This is a genomic window from Ancylobacter rudongensis (genome assembly GCF_900100155.1).
Classification (GTDB): Bacteria; Pseudomonadota; Alphaproteobacteria; order Rhizobiales; family Xanthobacteraceae; genus Ancylobacter; species Ancylobacter rudongensis.
The window spans coordinates 233,797-250,096 of the sequence record NZ_FMTP01000002.1; the positions used below are offsets into that span (position 1 = coordinate 233,797).

Here is a 16,300-nt window from a genome sequence, read left to right on the forward strand (position 1 = left end):
ATGAGCAGAAGCCGTAATACCTAGGTTTATTGCCCGCATATGATGAGATCATTTATCCGCCCCCGCTCTCGTCTTTAGATAACGACGGGCTGGCTGAGCGAACTTCTTTAGCGCAGCGATTCCCATGGCGGTGACACGCCGACCGATCTCTCAAGCCATGCGGTAGGAGACTTTCATGGGCGTTGTGAAGACTATTCGTCCCTATCACGAGCCGGCCGGTGGCTGGGGCGCGCTGAAGGCGATGGGCACCGCCCTTGCCGAGCAGGACATCGCCCTCTCCGGCATGGCGACGCTCGCACGCATGAACCAGCATGGCGGCTTCGACTGCCCCGGCTGCGGCTGGGCCGACCCGAAGAACCCCTCGCCGTTTGAATATTGCGAGAATGGCGGCAAGGCGGTGGCGTGGGAGGCGACCACGAAGCGCTGCACGCCCGACTTCTTCGCCGCCCACACTGTCTCCGAGCTGGAGGCCTTTACCGATTTCGAGCTGGAAATGCAGGGGCGGCTGACCCATCCCATGCGCTACGACGCCTATACCGACACCTATGTGCCGGTGAGCTGGGACGAGGCCTTCGCCATCGTCGCGCGCCATCTCAAGGCGCTGCCGGACCCGAACATGGCGGATTTCTACACCTCGGGCCGCGCCTCCAATGAAGCCGCGTTTCTCTACCAGCTGTTCGCCCGCGAATACGGCACCAACAACTTCCCCGACTGCTCCAACATGTGCCACGAGGCCACCAGCGTCGGCCTGCCGCAGTCGCTCGGCGTCGGCAAGGGAACGGTGCTGCTGGAGGATTTCGAGAAGGCCGATTGCATCTTCATTTTCGGCCAGAATCCCGGCACCAACTCCCCGCGCATGATGACGGACCTGCGCAACGCCTCGCGGCGCGGCGCCACCATCCTGTCGTTCAACCCGTTCCGCGAGCGGGCGCTGGAGCGTTTCCAGGCGCCGCAGAACCCGGTGGAGATGGCGACCCTCACCTCGACGCCGATTTCCCAGCGTCTGTACCAGGTCCGGGTCGGCGGCGATGTCGCGCTGATCAAGGGCATGATGAAGCGGATGGTCGAGGCGGACGAGAGCGCCCGCACGGAGGGACGGGGCCCGGTGCTGGACTGGGATTTCATCCACGGCCACACCATTGGCATCGACGCGCTGATCGCCGATCTGAAGGCGACGCAATGGGGGGATATCGAGCGCAAATCCGGCATTGCGCGTGCCGATATCGCGTTCGCCGCCGACGCCTATATGAAGGCCGAGCGGGCGATCCTCGTCTTCGGCATGGGCATCACCCAGCACCGCCACGGCACGCAGAACGTCCAGCAACTCGCCAACCTCGCGCTGCTGCGCGGCAATATCGGCCGCGAGGGTGCCGGCATCTGCCCGGTGCGCGGCCATTCCAACGTGCAGGGCGACCGCACCGTCGGCATCACCGAAGTGCCGAGCGATGCCCTGCTCGATGCGCTTGAGGCGCGCTTCGGCTTTTCGCCTCCCCGTGCGCCCGGCCACAACGTCGTCACCGCGCTGGAGGCCATGGTGCGCGGCGAGGCCCGGGTCTTCATCGGGCTGGGCGGCAATTTCGCCGCCGCGATTCCCGACTGGGAGCAGACCCAGGCCGCCATGCGCCGGCTCGACCTCACCGTCCACATCGCCACCAAGCTGAACCGCAGCCATATCGTGCATGGCCGCGAGGCGCTGATCCTGCCCTGCCTCGGCCGTACCGAGCTGGACGAGCAGGCCGGCGGCCCGCAGGCGGTCACGGTCGAGGATTCCATGTCGATGGTGCATGCCTCGCGCGGCCACAACCGCCCGGCCTCGGAGCAGCTGAAGAGCGAACCCGCCATCATCGCCGGCATGGCCCGCGCCACACTCGGCGCCGGCTCCAGGGTCGCGTGGGAGGAACTGATCGCCGACTATGCGCGGATCCGCGAGGACATCGAGGCGGTGTTCCCGATCTTCCAGGGCTATAATGAGCGGATCAAGGAGCCCGGCGGCTTCCACCTCACCTCGCTGGCGCGCGAGCGGATCTGGGCAACGCCCTCCGGCAAAGCCAATTTGCTGGTCTGCGAGGGGCTGTGCGAGGACCCCGCCGTCGATGATCCGCAGGCGCTGTGGCTGACCACGGTGCGCAGCCACGACCAGTACAACACCACGCTCTATTCGCTCTCCGACCGCTATCGCGGCGTCTACGGCCAGCGCGACGTGCTGTTCCTCAATGAGACGGAGATGAACCGGCGCGGCCTGAAGGCCGATGACCGGGTCGACATCCTCACCCTGTCGCAGGACGGCATCGCGCGGGCGGTGCGCGGCTTCAGGATCGTGCCCTACAGCTTCCCCGATGGCAGCTGCGCCGCCTACTACCCCGAGACCAACCCGCTGGTGCCGCTCTACGCGCATGACCCGCAGAGCTTCACCCCCTCGTCGAAGGGGGTGCCGGTGCGCCTCGTGAAGACCACCACCCAGCCGGGAGCGCAGTGAGATGGACGCGGTCGCGCTTTCCCGCCTGCAATTCGCCTTCACCATCGGCTTCCACATCTTGTGGCCGACGCTGACCATCGGCACCGCCTGGTTCGTCACCGTGCTCAGCGCCCTGTGGTGGCGCACCGGCAACACGGTCTATCGCGACCTGATGCGGTTCTGGATGCGGCTGTTCGCGCTCGGCTTCGGCATGGGCGTCGTCACCGGCATCGTGCTGAGCTACGAGATCGGCACCAACTGGGCCGGCTTCTCGCGCTCGGTCGCCAATGTGCTGGGGCCGCTCTTCGCCTATGAGACGATGACTGCCTTCTTCCTGGAGGCCGGCTTCATCGGCATCATGCTGTTCGGCGAGGGGCGGGTGTCGAAGGGCGCGCATGTCTTCGCCTGCCTGATGGTGGCGATGGGGGCGCTGATCTCCTCCACCTGGATCATCGCCGCCAATAGCTGGATGCAGACCCCGGCCGGCGCGGTGGCCGATGCCCAGGGCATCTATCATGTGGTGAGCTGGTGGGACGTGATCTTCACCGCGTCCTTCCCCTATCGCCTCGCCCATATGGTGTGCGCGAGCTTCCTGACCTGCTCCTTCGTCATCGCCGGCGTCTCGGCATTCCATCTCTGGCGCGGCCAGCATGTGGCGGCCTCGCGCACGGGGTTCTCGATGGCGCTGTGGCTGGCGCTGGTGCTGGCGCCGCTGCAGATCGTCATCGGCGACATGCATGGCCGCAACACCATGGTCGAGCAGCCGACCAAGCTCGCGGCGATGGAGGGCCTGTGGGAGACCACCAAGGGGCCGGCGATGACGGTGATCGCCTGGCCGGACATGGCGGCGCAGAAGAACCTCTACGCCATCGACATTCCCCACCTCGCCAGCCTCTACCTCACCCATAGCTGGGACGGGCAGGTGCAGGGGCTGAAGGCGGTGCCGCCGGCGGACCAGCCCTATGTGCCGGTGGTGTTCTTCGCCTTCCGCATCATGGCCGGCATCGGCGTGGTGCTGCTGGCGACCGCGATCACCGGCTTCGTCCTTCGCCTGCGCGGAAAACTGTTCACCGCCCGCTGGTTCCAGATCCTTACCATGGCGACGACACCGCTCGGCTTCCTCGCGGTGCTGGCGGGCTGGACGGTGACGGAGGCGGGGCGGCAGCCCTGGATCATCTATGGCGCGCTGCGCACGGCGGATGCCGCCGCGCCTGTCGCGGCCGGGGCGGTGACGACCAGCCTCCTCATCTTCTTCGCCGTCTACAATGTGCTGCTGCTGGCCTTCGTCTGGTTCGCCGGGCGGGTCGCCCTGAAGGGCCCGATCGATACATCGCCGCCGACGCGCGAGCATCCCGGCATGGAGCGCAGCACACTCGGCGCCTTCACCACGTCTCCCGTCCCGTCGCCCGCGCGCGGCACCGACCCAGCGAGGGCCTGACCATGACCGAACTTCTGCAGGCGGACACTGTGCCGCTGGTCTTCGCCGCCGTCGCCGTGTTCTGCGTCACGGTCTATGTACTGGCCGACGGGCTTGATCTCGGCGTCGGCATCCTGTTCCTCGCCGCCCCGCGCGACGCCGATCGCGACCTGATGATGACCTCGATCGAGCCGGTGTGGGACGGCAACGAGACCTGGCTTGTGATGGGCGGCACGCTGCTGTTCGCCGCCTTCCCCGCCGGCTACTATATCCTGCTGCCGGCTTTCTACCTGCCGATCATGTTCATGCTGTTCGCGCTGATCTTCCGCGGCGTGGCGTTCGGCTTCCGCCTGCAGGCGACGCGTTTCCGCCTGGTGTGGGACATCGCCTTCTTCGCCGGCTCGGTGCTGGCCACTTTCTGCCAGGGGCTGATCCTCGGCGGGCTGATCAATGGCGTGCCGGTGGAAAACGGCATGTTCTCGGGCGGTCCGTTCAGCTTCCTCAGCCTGCTCGGCGTGCTGTGCGGGGCCGGCCTTGTCGGCGGCTACGCGCTGATCGGCGCCGGCTGGCTGATCTGGAAGACCGACGGCGCGACGCAGGTCTTCGCCCGCGAGATCGCCCATGCCGCGCTCATCCTCACGGCCGCGATGATGGCGCTGGTGAGCGCCTGGAGCGCCTGGAGCGTGCCGGAGGTGGCGGCGCGCTGGTTCGCCTTTCCCAATCTCGCCCTGCTCGCGCCCGTGCCGCTGGTGACGCTTGCCGTCATCGTCGCGCTCTGGCGCGGGATCTGGGAAGGCGCGCAGGCCCGCACCTTTCTGCTCGCGCTGGCCCTGTTCGCGCTCGGGCTGATCGGGCTCATCGTCAGCCTCTGGCCCTATCTCGTGCCGCGCCACGTCACGGTGTGGGACGGCATGTCCGACCCACAGTCGCTCGCCTTCCTCGCGGTGGGGGTCGCGGTCATCATCCCGATCGTCCTCGCTTATCAGGCCCACGCCTATTGGGTGTTTCGCGGCAAGACCGTTCACGAGCACGGCGCCTATGGCCGCCATGCCGGCTCCTGACGCGGCGTTCTCCGGTCGAGGCGTTCCAACGGACGGAAAGTGAGAAACGACGATGGCACGGACGCAGGTTTTCCGCCTCTGCATCGCGGCGGCGCTGTCGGTTCTCCTGTCGCTGCCGGGCGCGGCGGCCTTCGCTTCCGACACGGCAGCGCCCCGGCGCGGCGTGCTGGTGGCGGCGACCCCCGTGCCCGGCTTCTACCGCTATGGCTCGGTCTACCGCATTCTCTACCGCTCGCGCACCTCGCGGAACGCGCCGGTCATCGTCTCGGGCCTTGCCATCATTCCCAATGGTCCCGCCCCAGCCTCGGGTCGCCCCGTCGTTTCATGGGGGCATGGCACGACCGGCGTCGCCCGTGACTGTGCGCCCTCGCTCAATGTGGAACGGGCGATCGGGGCGACGCTGGGCCTCACGCAGATGCTCGCCAACGGCACTGTCGTGGTCGCCGCCGATTATCCCGGCCTCGGCTCAGCCGGCGTTCACCCCTATCTCGACGGCGTCAGCACCGCCCGCGCGATGATCGACGCGGTGCGTGCCGTGCGGGAGTTGCCCCAGGCCGATGCGGGCCGGCGCTATGCCGCCTGGGGCTTTTCGCAGGGCGGGCACGGCGCCCTGTTCGTCGCCTCGATCGCCGGCAGCTACGCGCCGGAACTGACCCTGGTCGGCAGCGCCGCCGTATCGGCCCCGACCCAGCTTCGCCGGCTTCTGCGCGCCGACGCCGAAACGGCGGCGGGGCGGGTCATCGCCTCCTATGCCATCTGGTCATGGCAGCGCTTCTACGGCGCGCCGATCGACAAAATCGCCGATCGGCAAGCGATCGCGGCCATTGATGCCATTGCGCAGGTCTGCAGCCTCGGTCCGCTCGAAGACCTGCAGCTCGGGCTCGACAGCCTCGGCTTCCAGCGCAGCGGCTTCCTGGCGACCGAGCCCGGCGATGCCACGGTCTGGGGCCGCCTGATCGCGCGCAACAGCACGCCGGAGACGCAGCGCGACGTGCCGATCCTGATGCTGCAAGGCGGGGCCGATCCGATCGTCGAGGCGTCGATCACCCGGCGCTACGTCAAGCATCTGTGCGCGACGGGCCGGCGTGTCCGCTATGTCGAGATGGCGGGGGTCGACCACGGCACCGCCGCGCGCCGGGGCGCCGACATGGCGGTTCGCTGGCTGGCCGACCGCTTCGCAGGGGCGCCCGCCACCGCTGATTGCGCCATGCGGGAGTAGCCGCCATGATGCCCGCCAGACGCCTCGGGGCCTATTTCCTGAAGGATTGCCGCCACAGGCCGGGACTCGTGCCGACCAGGCGCCGGAACACGCGGGTGAAATGGCTTTGATCGGTGAAGCCGCACATCATGGCGATGGTCGTCAGTGGCAGGTCGGTCTCCATCATCTGCCGCTTGGCCTCGGTGATCCTGAGATCGGTCAGGTAGCGATATGGTGCGCGGCCGAAAGTGCCGCGAAAGGCGCGGGCGAAATGGCTGGGCGTGATCTGACAGGCGCGCGCGATCTCCTTGATCGTGAGCGGGCCGCCGAGCCGCGCCTGCATCATGTCCGTGGCGCGACGCTGCTGCCAGGGCGCCAGACCGGCCACGACGATCCCAGCAATCGGGGAACCGGCCATGTCGGGATGCGTGATGATGCGCTCGCCGAAACGGCCCTGCCCTATTGTCAGCTCGCCTTTGCTTGGTGGCATCGTCCCAGTTCTTTCATCCGCCGGCGGACGCAGGAGGCTAGGTAGTTTGATGAGCGTGCGAAACCGGGATCGGATGCCGGATGATGCGGACAAGAATTCCGCATGAACAAGCTGGATGGTATTTCAGTATTCGTTCAGGTGAACGATTCCGGGAGCTATGCGGCGGCGGGCCGGGTTCTCGGCGTCACCGCCTCGGCCATTGGCAAGGCTATCGTCCGGCTGGAAGCGCGCATGGGTATCCGGCTGTTTCATCGCAACAACCGCAGCATCGGGCTGACGCCGGAAGGTGTCGTCTTTCTCGACCATTGCCGCCGCATCATGGCGGAGCTCGCCTCGGCGGAAGCCCGGCTGTCGAGCGTCCACGCGACGCCGAGCGGAAAGCTGCGCGTCAGTGCCCCCGTGGTGAGCGACCGCTGGAACCGCGTTTTCCTCCAGTTCATGGCGCGCTTTCCCGACATCGACCTGGACGTCAGTTACACCAATCGGATCGTCGATCTGGTCGAGGAGGGCTACGATGTCGTCTTGCGCATCGGTCCGCTGCAGGATTCGCGCCTGCTCACCCGGCGGCTCGGCGTGTTCAGCCTGCGGCTGGTGGCGGCGCCCGCCTATCTGGAGCGGCGCGGCGTTCCGCAGACGATCGAGGATCTTCTCGGCCACGCCTGCCTGCGCAATCGGAACGTCTCCAGCCGGCGCATCGACAATTGGCCGCTCGGACCGGACAAGGCGCATGTGAATGCCGGGCTGTCCAACAAGCTGGTCGCCGACCATTATGCGATGCTGCTGATGGCCACGCTGGACGGGCTGGGCATTGCCTGCCTGCCCAGCTTCTGGGCCGACGAGCACATTGAAAGCGGCGCGCTGCGGCCGCTTCTTGCCGACCAGACGGCCAATCAGCGCGCGGTTTCCGCCGTGTGGCCCGGCGGTCCCGGCTTTCCCGTCAAGCTGGCCGCCTTCGTCGACTTCATGGCGCAGAACCTGCCGGCCATGCTGCGCTGAGCCCGCCTTGCCGCCTGGTTCGGGCGCTTGCCGCCAGACAAAAGCGGCGATGCCCGTCAAGGCATCGCCGCAGGTTGGAGGACGGTCGGCGCTCGCTCAGCCCTTGATGAAGGCGAGGATGTCCGGGTTGATGACGTCGGCATGGGTGGTCAGCATGCCGTGCGGGAAGCCGGGATAGACCTTCAGCGTGGGGTTCGGCAGCAGTTCCGCCTGCAGCGCGCTGGCGTTCTTGTGGGGGACGATCTGGTCGTCATCGCCCTGCAGCACGAGGGTCGGCACCGTCATCGCCTTGAGGTCGGCGGTCTGGTCGGTCTCGGAGAACGCCTTGATGCCCTCGTAATGCGCCTTGGCGCTGCCGGCCATGCCCTGGCGCCACCAATTGTCGATCACGCCCTGCGAGACCTTGGCGCCGTCACGGTTGAAGCCGTAGAACGGGCCGGAGGCGACGTCGATGTAGAACTGGGCGCGGTTGGCGGCCAGCGCCGAACGGAAGCCGTCGAACACCTCGATCGGCAGGCCGCCGGGATAGGCCGCGGTCTTCAGCATGATCGGCGGCACGGCGGCGACCAGCACCGCCTTGGCGACGCGGCCCTGCGGCAGGCCGAACTTGGCGACATAGCGCGCGACCTGGCCGCCGCCGGTGGAATGGCCGATATGGACGGCGTTCTTCAGGTCGAGATGCTCGACCACGGCGGAGACGTCGGCGGCGTAATGGTCCATGTCATGGCCCTCGCTCACCTGCGCCGAGCGGCCATGGCCGCGACGGTCGCTGGCGACGACGCGGAAGCCTTCGCCGAGGAAATACAGCATCTGCGCGTCCCAATCGTCCGAGGACAGCGGCCAGCCGTGATGGAAGACGATGGGCTGGGCGTCCTTCGGGCCCCAGTCCTTGAAGAAGATCTCGACGCCGTCCTTGGTGGTGACATAGCTGGTCATGGCAGTTCTCCAGGAGAGGCCGCGCCCCCGCAGGATGCGGCGAGCCGACGGCAGGAATGGAATGAGAGCGGATCGGCCCGGGGTTCCGGGCCGGCGACGGAAGCCGCGCCCGCCTCCGATCGGGAGCGAGGGCGGGGCCATGGAGGCGACGTTGCCGCCAGCTAGTTCGCGACGCCGTAGCGCGGCGGGGCCGCCTTTGCGGAGCCTTCCCAGATGCCCGCCACCAGCCCGAGGCTGGCGCGCGGCGCGTGTTCCGCAAGCGGACGGTGGCGCGGCTTCACGGCATTGGACTGGCGCGCCGCCGTCACACGCCACTGGCGCGGCGTGTCGCCGACAAGGCGCTTGAACACGGTGGTGAAATGCGCCTGCGTCTGGAAACCGGCCGCCAGGGCGATGTCGATGATGCGCTGGTTGGTCCCGGCGAGCAGCTCCTGCGCCAGCTCGATGCGGCGGCGCAGGAGGAAGTCGTGCGGACGCAGCCCGGTCGCGACCCTGAACTGGGCGGCGAAGTGCATCCGGCTGAGCCCGGCCGCGCCGGCCATGTCGGCGAGGCTGACGCGCTCGGCGAGATTCATGTTCACATATTCGATGACGCGCTTGAGGCGCCATTTCGGCAGGGCCGACCGGACCCGCGCATTGCGGTCAATGGCGTTGATCTCGCCGTCTGCTTCCTGAAGACGCTCAATGGCCTGGCAATACACGCCGTTTACTGATGTGGTAGCGACTGGGGAATGCATCTGAATTCCTCTCAAGATCATCAGGCAATTCGATGAGTTGAGAGTAGACGCATCCCCGCTATGCAAAATTGTACGAGCGTTTCATTCAATATGCTCTTGGATGCCAAACTTCATACTTTGGTATATTTCGTGGCCGCGCCACGCATGCCGACGTGGCCGACCACACGCAGGGGCGCGGCCGGGTGCGTGTGGTCTGCCCTCGCCGCCAGGGGAAACGCCCGTTGCCCCGTTTCTGGCTTCTGTTCTAGACCGTGCGAAAGAGAAAGCTTTACTTGGCGTGTTGAACCGTCATGCGCGATCTGACGATGCGTCATGACGAGCTGAGTACAGCGGCGGCAGCAAGGGGGGCCCGTGGCTATAAAAGGTACGCGCGCGGAGAACGGAGCGGGTTCTCCTTTTTTCTTCCCGGTCATCGCCTTCATCATGGCCGCACCGATCTTCGCCGTCGATACGCTCACGCCGCTCGACACCGCCATTGCCGTTCTCTACGTCGCGGTGATCATGCCGTCGGCCCACTTCGTCGGGCGACGCGGCGTGCTGGCGGTCTCGGGCGGGTGCATCGCCCTTACCAGCATCAGCTTTCTGATCGTCCACCAGCATGATTGGGAAAGCTCGGCGCTGGTCCGGCTGGGCGTGAGCCTCTCCGCCATCACCATCACCAGTCTCCTGACCCTGCGAAACCAGCAGGTGACGTCGGCGCTGCGCGAGCAGGCCAACCTGCTGAACCTCACCCATGACGCCATCTTCGTGCGCGATCTGGCCGACCGGATCACCTATTGGAACCAGGGTGCGGAAGAGCTTTATGGCTGGAGCCGGGCGGAAGCGCTTGGCCAGATGGCCGCCAGCCTGCTGCGCACCCGGTTTCCCGACACGCCGGCCAGTATCCAGGCCGCGCTGCTGGCGGACCACCAATGGTCCGGCGAACTGACGCACTTCAAGCGCGATGGCACACAGGTGACTGTTCTCAGTCGATGGTCGTTGCAGATGGACAAGGCCGGCCGTCCGGTGGCGGTGATGGAAACCAACAACGACATCACCGAACGCAAACGCTCGGAAGCGATGCTGCAAAAGGCCCAGACCGAGCTGGCGCACGCGACGCGGGTCGCGACCATGGGCGAACTCACCGCCTCCATCGCTCACGAGGTCAACCAGCCGCTCGCCGCCGTCGTCACCAATGGCGAGGCATGCCTGCGCTGGCTCGGGCGCGAGGTGCCGGACCTCGGCGAAGCCCGCGCCTCGGTGGAGCACATCATCAGCAATGGCAAGCGCGCCAGCAACGTGATCGCCCGCCTGCGGGCGCTGGCCCGCCGTGCCGACCCCGATCACATGCCGGTCAATCTGAACGACGTCGTCGAGGACGCGCTGGCGCTGGTGGAGCGGGAAGCTGCGTCGCACAGCATCAGCGTCGGGCTCGACCTCAAGGCCGCGCTGCCCGACATTTCAGGCGATCGCGTGCAGCTTCAGCAGGTCGTCATCAATCTGCTGATGAACGCCATACAGGCCATGGCCAGCGTCTCGGGACGCGCCCACACACTGTTGATCGCCACGCGCGAGGCCCGCGAGGGCGGTGGGGAGTGCGGCGCCCTGCTTGAGGTGCGCGACACCGGCATCGGCGTCGACCCGCAGAGCGCGGGCCAGCTCTTCACCGCCTTTTACAGCACGAAGAAGGAAGGGCTTGGCATGGGGCTGTCGATCTGCCGCTCCATCATCGAAGCCCATGGCGGCCGCATATCCTTCGCGGCCAATGCCGATCATGGGATGAGCTTCACCGTCAAACTGCCCGCACTGAAGGAACAGGTGCCGTGATGTCCACGTCGTCCTCCAGCCGCACGCCCGCCGCTCCGCCCGCGCCCACGGTGATCGTGGTCGATGATGACGAGGCGCTGCGCGAGGCGCTCAGCAGCCTGTTCCGCTCGGTCGGGCTGCGCGTCGAGCTGTATGGCTCGGCCGCCGAACTGCTTGCCGCCAAGCCCCCCGCCGTGCCGCGCTGCCTGGTGCTGGACATTCGCCTGCCGGGCGTCAGCGGGCTCGACTTCCAGTCGCAGATCGCGTCATCGCCGATGAACATGCCGATCATCTTCATGACGGGGCACGGCGATATTCCGATGACGGTGCGGGCGATGAAGGCCGGCGCGGTCGACTTCCTGACCAAGCCGTTCCGCGATCAGGACATGCTGGACGCCGTGGCGACGGCACTGGAGAACGACCGCCGGCAGAGCGAGGCCGAGAAGGCCTCGACCGACATCCGCGCCCTCTACCAGTCACTGACCGCGCGCGAGAAGGAAGTGATGTCGCTTGTGACCTCCGGGCTGATGAACAAGCAGGTGGCGGCTCAGATCAATCTGTCGGAAATCACCGTGAAGATTCATCGCGGCCATGTGATGCGCAAAATGAACGCGAAGTCCCTGGCGGATCTGGTGCGCATGGCGGAAACGCTCGGCCTTGGCATCACAAAGGCCTGAATTCCAAACCTCCGTATAATGTGAACTTCGGATCTTTCGCGCCATTGTCATCGGGACGCGCCAAGGCGTGCCGCTTTGACCGCGAAAGGGATATCCCGTGTCTGACGTTCCGATGATCGCCATCATCGATGATGATGAATCGGTGCGCGTGGCCATCGAAAGCCTTATCCGCTCTTTCGGCTTCAGGACGAGCGTTTTTGCTTCGGCAGAAGCCTTTCTCGCCTCGTCGAACATGCCGCAGGCCCATTGCCTGATCACCGATGTTCAGATGCCTGACATGAGCGGCATTGAGCTGTTCGATGTTCTGCGCGCGCGTGGCGCGGGCTTGCCGGTCATCTTCATCACCAGCTTTCCCGAGGAGCGGGTGCGGCGACGGGCGCAGGAGGGCGGGGCCCTCGGCTTCCTTGCCAAGCCGTTCGACGCCGACACCATCATGGGCTTCGTGTTCGAAGCGCTCAGAAGCCGGCCTCGCCCCCATTAGGCGCGCGCGCCTGCACGAGCCGACCGTTCAAGCCGGCAAGACGCACGCCCTTTCGCGGCGCATGCTCAGCCTTGCCATGTCTCAAAGACCGCAACCCCGAACCCACTTTATGGAGCCTGTCATGGATATCGAAGCCACCAAGAAGCGCCGGCTTGCACCGCTGGCCACCCCCACCTCGCTGCCTTCCAACGCCGTGGCCGACCTCGCCGCCGCCATGACCACCCTGCTGGCCGATGTGTTCACGCTCTACATCAAGACCAAGAACTTCCACTGGCACCTGTCGGGCCCGCATTTCCGCGACTATCACCTGATGCTCGACGAGCAGGGCGACCAGATCTTCGCCATGACCGACGCACTCGCGGAACGCGTGCGCAAGCTGGGCGGCACGACGCTGCGCTCGGTCGGCCATATTGCCCGCCTGTCGCGGATTGAGGACAACGACGCCGATTTCGTCACCGCCCAGGACATGCTCGCCGAACTGCGCAGCGACAATGTCGCGCTCACCGGCTTCCTGCGCGCCACCCACGCGCTGTGCGACGAGCACGGCGATGTCGCCAGCGCCAGCCTGATCGAGAACTGGATCGACGAGACCGAGCGCCGCACTTGGTTCCTGTTCGAATCCGGCCGCAAGGACGAAGCCCGCGGCTGATCGCCGGGCGCGGATTTGCGGAGGTTTCAGCCGGCGCTGCGTGTGAATAAGCGTCGCGATCGGACCCCGGCGGTAAACGTGGTAACTCCTTTATTCCGCGCGTAAATTCCGGGGACGGCCGGGGTCCGCTCGCCGCGCGAATTCACACCTTTTTTGCGCCATCGGGCGGCAGCGAGCGACAAAGTGACGGCTGCCGCGCATTTTCAACACTGTTCCGTGCTTGAATGCGCACTTCGCCGTGCCGAACGCGCGGCCTCACCCCACGAACATCGACGAGCCGCCCGGACACGCGCGATCGAGGTGCGCAGAGACGGAGATGCAGATGTTGATGTTAGGTGAAAGCGCGCTCGCGAAGGCCGATGCGCGAAGCTGGGCGCGCCGGCTGAACGACTACCGCCAGTCCGATCCGCGCCGCAGCGTCCGCGAACTTCTCATCACCGCCGTGCCCTTTGCCCTTGCCTGGGCCGCGATGCTGACGGCTTTGAAGCTGGATCAGTTCTGGCTGTACGCGCTCCTCATCCTCCCGGCGGCGGGGCTGCTGGTGCGCCTGTTCATGATCCAGCACGATTGCGGCCACGGCTCGTTCTTCGGCAACCGGCGCGGCAATGACTGGACCGGCCGGGTGATCGGCGTGCTGACGATGACGCCCTATGACCATTGGCGTCGCAGTCACGCGATCCACCATGCCAGCGCCGGCAACCTCGACCGCCGCGGCATTGGCGACATCGACACGCTGACGGTGGACGAATATCTGGCGCGCTCGCGCTGGGGACGGCTGCGCTATCGCCTGTACCGCCACCCGCTGGTGATGTTCGGCATCGGCCCGATCTACGTCTTTCTGCTGGAGAGCCGCCTGCCGGTCGGCTTCACCCGCAAGGGCTGGACGCCGTGGGTGAGCACGATGACGACCAATCTCGGCATCGCCGTCGCGGCGGGGCTGCTGATGTGGGCTTTCGGCATCGGGCCGTTCCTGCTGGTCCACCTGCCGATCGTCATCCTGGGCGCGGCCGCGGGGGTCTGGCTGTTCTATGTCCAGCACCAGTTCGAGGGCACGCACTGGGACGACAATGAGAGCTGGGAATTCCACGAGGCGGCGCTGCACGGCTCGTCGCATTACGACCTGCCAGCCGTTCTGCGCTGGTTCAGCGCCAATATCGGCATGCACCATGTGCATCACCTGTGCGCCCGCATTCCCTATTACCGGCTGCCGGAAGTGCTGCGCGACCATCCGGAACTGCGCGATGTCGGGCGGCTGACGCTCTGGGAGAGTTTCGGCTGCGTGCGGCTGACGCTGTGGGACGACCGGCAGCGGCAGCTGATCTCCTTCCGGGAGATGCGCGCGCTCTATCAATAGCAGGCGTTCCGTCGGTGGCATGATCCGGCACGCCCGGATCGCGGCTGCGCTATGGTCTTCGCATCGACACCGGCGGATGCACACCGGGGGATGCACCGGGGGGATTCATGGAGCGCAAGACGGGCACCAGCGGAACGACGGCCCGCCCGGGCGGCGAGGCGAACGGTCTTCGGCCTCACGGCGAGGGGCCGACGGTGGCCGCGCTGCTGGATGCGCAACGCCAGAACGCACACGACCCCGACGACGGCACGGCCACCCGTTCCGGATGGCGCCGGGGCCTGCGCGAGCTCTATGCGGGGACCGACCGGCGGGCGACCCGCTTCCAATGGGCGGTCGCCAGCATCGACCTCGTCATCGTCGGCTTCTTCATTCTGGGCCCGGTGCTCCAGCACTGGCGGGGTTATCTGTGGATCGACTACGCCGTCGCCCTGCTGCTTGCCGCCGATCTCTCGGCGCGGGCGATCGCGTCGGTCCATTTCGGGCGCTGGCTTCGGCAGCCCGTGGTCTGGGTCGATCTGGTCGTCCTCGCGACGCTGCTCGCGCCGCTCTGGCTGGCGAATCTGGGTTTCCTGCGGATCCTGCGGCTGTGGTCGATGTCGCAGAAGGACATCTTCTGGCGCGCGCTGCGCCGACGCGGCTATGGCGAGTGGGAGGATGTCGGCCGCGCCGGCATCAACCTCGTCACCTGCCTGTTCGTCATCACCGGCTTCATCTACACGGTCTTCGCCCGGCCGGGCTCAGGCATGGAGGGGTGGATCGACGCGCTCTACTTCACCGTCGCCACCATCACGACGACGGGTTTCGGCGACATCACGCTTCCTGGCCCGGCCGGCAAGCTGACCGCGATCGTCACCATGATCGTCGGCATCTCGCTTTTCGTGCGGCTCGCCCAAGCGCTGTTCCGCCCCTACAAGGTCTCGTTCCGTTGCCCGACCTGCGCGCTGATGCGCCATGAGCCCGATGCGGTGCATTGCAAGGCGTGCGGGCAGCTGCTCACCATTCCCGACACGGGCGGAGAATGAACGCGCGGGCCCGGGAGTTTGATCCGGGCGCAGATCGGCTACAGGCGCCGCCCCGGCCACTTTGCAGGCAAGCCATCCCCGGCGGTCGACAATATGCTCGATCGCCGGCGTGACGTGGCGGCGGCGGCCAGGGCCTGATCAGGCACGCCGCGCCAGGGTTCCGCCCGATCGGAAAGGGCTCTAGGCGATGAAATCGTCGGCCACCGGCCGCGGGGCGGCCACGACGTCCTCGATGCGGTCGCCGGTCGGGTCCGCATGCGCGGCCTCGAACGCCGAGAGGGTGGCGCTGTCGCCTTCCGGCGGCGCGCCGGCGGGGGCGTCGAAGGTGAGGAACTCCTCGCCCTCGGCCCGCGCGTCGTCGCCGACACCGGAGAAATCCAGCAGGCCGGACGATGCGTCCTCGCCGGCCGCATCGGACTGGAGCACGAAATCATCCGCGCCGCCGCCCTCCGGCGACGAGGCGTCGCTCGACCACCACTCAGGTAGCTTGTTGAAGCTGATGCTGATGTCCTCGATCGGCCGATTGCCGTCGTCGTCAAGGCCCGCCGTGCCGCCGCCCTCCGACGACGAGGCGTCGCTCGACCACCGCTCAGGTAGCTTGTTAAAGCTGATGCTGATGTCCTCGATCGGCCGACTGCCGTCGTCGTTTCCACTGCCCAGCGTATCGCTCGACATATCCTCGATCTTGCTGAAATCGAGGCTGATATTCTCCGTTGGCCGGTCGTCGGTGCCACTGCCCAGCGTATCGCTCGACGTGCCCTCGATCTTGCCGAAATCGATGCTGATGTTCTCCGTTGGCCGGTCGTCGACGCCGCTCCCCATGCTGGTGACGCTGGAGGGCGCGGCCCCGGAGGTGGCGTCCTGGCCGGCAAGATCGAGGCTGGCTGTCGTGCTCATCGGAGAACTCCCTTGATGAAAGCCAGTTAGAGGTAGCATATAACGGGATGGTTGCGGGAGTGTCATCACGCCAAGGTGTTTCATCCGCGTACCGCGTTCCGTTCACTCTCCGCGAGCCGCCGCCCCATGAATGCGCGTCCAAGCC

The 16,300-nt window shown here is 66.6% G+C and carries 15 protein-coding genes; 11 read left to right on the forward strand and 4 right to left on the reverse strand.

Annotation, left to right across the window (positions count from 1 at the left end):
- Positions 1-175: 175 nt before the first annotated feature.
- The 4 genes from BLO63_RS06080 to BLO63_RS06095 are packed head-to-tail and all read left to right on the forward strand — an operon-like array spanning position 176 to position 6,152.
- Positions 176-2,476 (forward strand): FdhF/YdeP family oxidoreductase, encoded by a 2,301-nt coding sequence (locus tag BLO63_RS06080; protein WP_091437770.1) that lies wholly within the window; start codon positions 176-178, stop codon positions 2,474-2,476.
- A gap of 1 nt (position 2,477) precedes the next feature.
- Entirely contained in the window at positions 2,478-3,893 is a 1,416-nt protein-coding gene (locus BLO63_RS06085) for a cytochrome ubiquinol oxidase subunit I (protein ID WP_091437772.1), read from the forward strand.
- A 2-nt stretch (positions 3,894-3,895) separates the two neighbouring features.
- Positions 3,896-4,933 (forward strand): cytochrome d ubiquinol oxidase subunit II, encoded by a 1,038-nt coding sequence (gene cydB / locus BLO63_RS06090; protein WP_091437774.1) that lies wholly within the window; start codon positions 3,896-3,898, stop codon positions 4,931-4,933.
- A gap of 52 nt (positions 4,934-4,985) precedes the next feature.
- The gene (locus BLO63_RS06095; protein ID WP_091437776.1) at positions 4,986-6,152 is read left to right on the forward strand and encodes a lipase family protein; all 1,167 of its coding nucleotides are present in this window, start codon (positions 4,986-4,988) and stop codon (positions 6,150-6,152) included.
- 31 nt (positions 6,153-6,183) lie between these two features.
- Here BLO63_RS06095 and BLO63_RS21270 read toward each other — a convergent pair whose 3' ends face one another.
- On the reverse strand, positions 6,184-6,714 hold the full coding sequence (locus tag BLO63_RS21270; RefSeq protein ID WP_244517667.1) for a helix-turn-helix domain-containing protein: 531 nt from the start codon (positions 6,712-6,714) through the stop codon (positions 6,184-6,186).
- A gap of 9 nt (positions 6,715-6,723) precedes the next feature.
- Between BLO63_RS21270 and BLO63_RS06105 the strand changes: the two genes are divergently transcribed.
- Positions 6,724-7,617 (forward strand): LysR family transcriptional regulator, encoded by an 894-nt coding sequence (locus BLO63_RS06105; RefSeq protein ID WP_091437778.1) that lies wholly within the window; start codon positions 6,724-6,726, stop codon positions 7,615-7,617.
- Positions 7,618-7,713: 96 nt separating this feature from the next.
- Here BLO63_RS06105 and BLO63_RS06110 read toward each other — a convergent pair whose 3' ends face one another.
- Positions 7,714-8,553, reverse strand: a complete 840-nt coding sequence (locus tag BLO63_RS06110) for an alpha/beta fold hydrolase (protein ID WP_091437780.1) — start codon at positions 8,551-8,553, stop codon at positions 7,714-7,716.
- 161 nt (positions 8,554-8,714) lie between these two features.
- Complete coding sequence (locus tag BLO63_RS06115) at positions 8,715-9,290, reverse strand: helix-turn-helix domain-containing protein (protein ID WP_342028851.1); 576 nt, start codon at positions 9,288-9,290, stop codon at positions 8,715-8,717.
- Between the two features lie 423 nt (positions 9,291-9,713).
- Between BLO63_RS06115 and BLO63_RS06120 the strand changes: the two genes are divergently transcribed.
- The 6 genes from BLO63_RS06120 to BLO63_RS06145 all read left to right on the forward strand — a co-directional run bounded on the left by BLO63_RS06120 (position 9,714) and on the right by BLO63_RS06145 (position 15,258).
- Entirely contained in the window at positions 9,714-11,096 is a 1,383-nt protein-coding gene (locus BLO63_RS06120; RefSeq protein WP_244517669.1) for a two-component system sensor histidine kinase NtrB, read from the forward strand.
- Entirely contained in the window at positions 11,096-11,752 is a 657-nt protein-coding gene (locus BLO63_RS06125; protein WP_205409272.1) for a response regulator transcription factor, read from the forward strand. Before BLO63_RS06120 ends, BLO63_RS06125 begins: the two co-directional genes overlap by 1 nt.
- 112 nt (positions 11,753-11,864) lie before the next feature.
- Complete coding sequence (locus BLO63_RS06130) at positions 11,865-12,233, forward strand: response regulator transcription factor (RefSeq protein WP_091437790.1); 369 nt, start codon at positions 11,865-11,867, stop codon at positions 12,231-12,233.
- A 121-nt stretch (positions 12,234-12,354) separates the two neighbouring features.
- Positions 12,355-12,882, forward strand: a complete 528-nt coding sequence (locus BLO63_RS06135; RefSeq protein WP_091437793.1) for a Dps family protein — start codon at positions 12,355-12,357, stop codon at positions 12,880-12,882.
- 322 nt (positions 12,883-13,204) lie between these two features.
- Positions 13,205-14,236 carry a fatty acid desaturase gene (locus BLO63_RS06140; protein ID WP_091437796.1) on the forward strand — a complete coding sequence of 344 codons (1,032 nt, stop codon included), beginning with the start codon at positions 13,205-13,207 and terminating at the stop codon, positions 14,234-14,236.
- A gap of 107 nt (positions 14,237-14,343) precedes the next feature.
- Positions 14,344-15,258: a potassium channel family protein gene (locus BLO63_RS06145; protein ID WP_091437797.1), complete on the forward strand. Its 915-nt coding sequence runs from the start codon at positions 14,344-14,346 to the stop codon at positions 15,256-15,258.
- Between the two features lie 180 nt (positions 15,259-15,438).
- Here BLO63_RS06145 and BLO63_RS06150 read toward each other — a convergent pair whose 3' ends face one another.
- The gene (locus tag BLO63_RS06150; protein WP_091437800.1) at positions 15,439-16,155 is read right to left on the reverse strand and encodes a hypothetical protein; all 717 of its coding nucleotides are present in this window, start codon (positions 16,153-16,155) and stop codon (positions 15,439-15,441) included.
- Positions 16,156-16,300 lie beyond the last annotated feature (145 nt).